The sequence below is a fragment of the Corallococcus praedator genome, from assembly GCF_003612125.1.
GTDB lineage: Bacteria > Myxococcota > Myxococcia > Myxococcales > Myxococcaceae > Corallococcus > Corallococcus praedator.
Genome location: NZ_RAWI01001458.1, coordinates 1 through 384, shown reverse-complemented (window position 1 = coordinate 384; position 384 = coordinate 1). Strand labels below are relative to the sequence as shown.

Sequence of the window (384 nt, the reverse complement as noted above, 5' to 3'; positions counted from 1 at the left end):
CCTCGCCGCCGGCTCGGGCGCGCGCGTCCTCGTGGTCGACAAGCGCAGCCACGTCGCCGGCAACGCCTACGACCATCACGACGCGGCGGGCCTGCTGATCCACCGCTACGGGCCGCACATCTTCCACACCAACAGCGACCAGGTGGTCAGCTACCTTTCCCGCTTCACCGAATGGCGCCCCTACGAGCACCGGGTGCTCGCCCAGGTCGCGGGCCAGCGCCTGCCCATGCCGATCAACCGCACGACGCTGAACGGCCTCTACGGCCTGTCGCTGCGCACGGACGAGGACGCGGCCGCCTTCCTCGCCGCCCAGGCCGAGCCGGTGGCCGACGTGCGCACCAGCCGCGACGTCGTGGTGAACGCCATCGGCACGCGGCTCTACGA

Annotated in this window: 1 protein-coding gene; it reads left to right on the top strand. The window is 71.9% G+C overall.

Features of this window, described 5'->3' with window-relative positions; all coding sequences use genetic code 11:
• On the top strand, positions 1 to 384 hold a 384-nt coding region (locus D7Y13_RS44885; RefSeq protein ID WP_158626286.1), incomplete at both ends, for an NAD(P)-binding protein.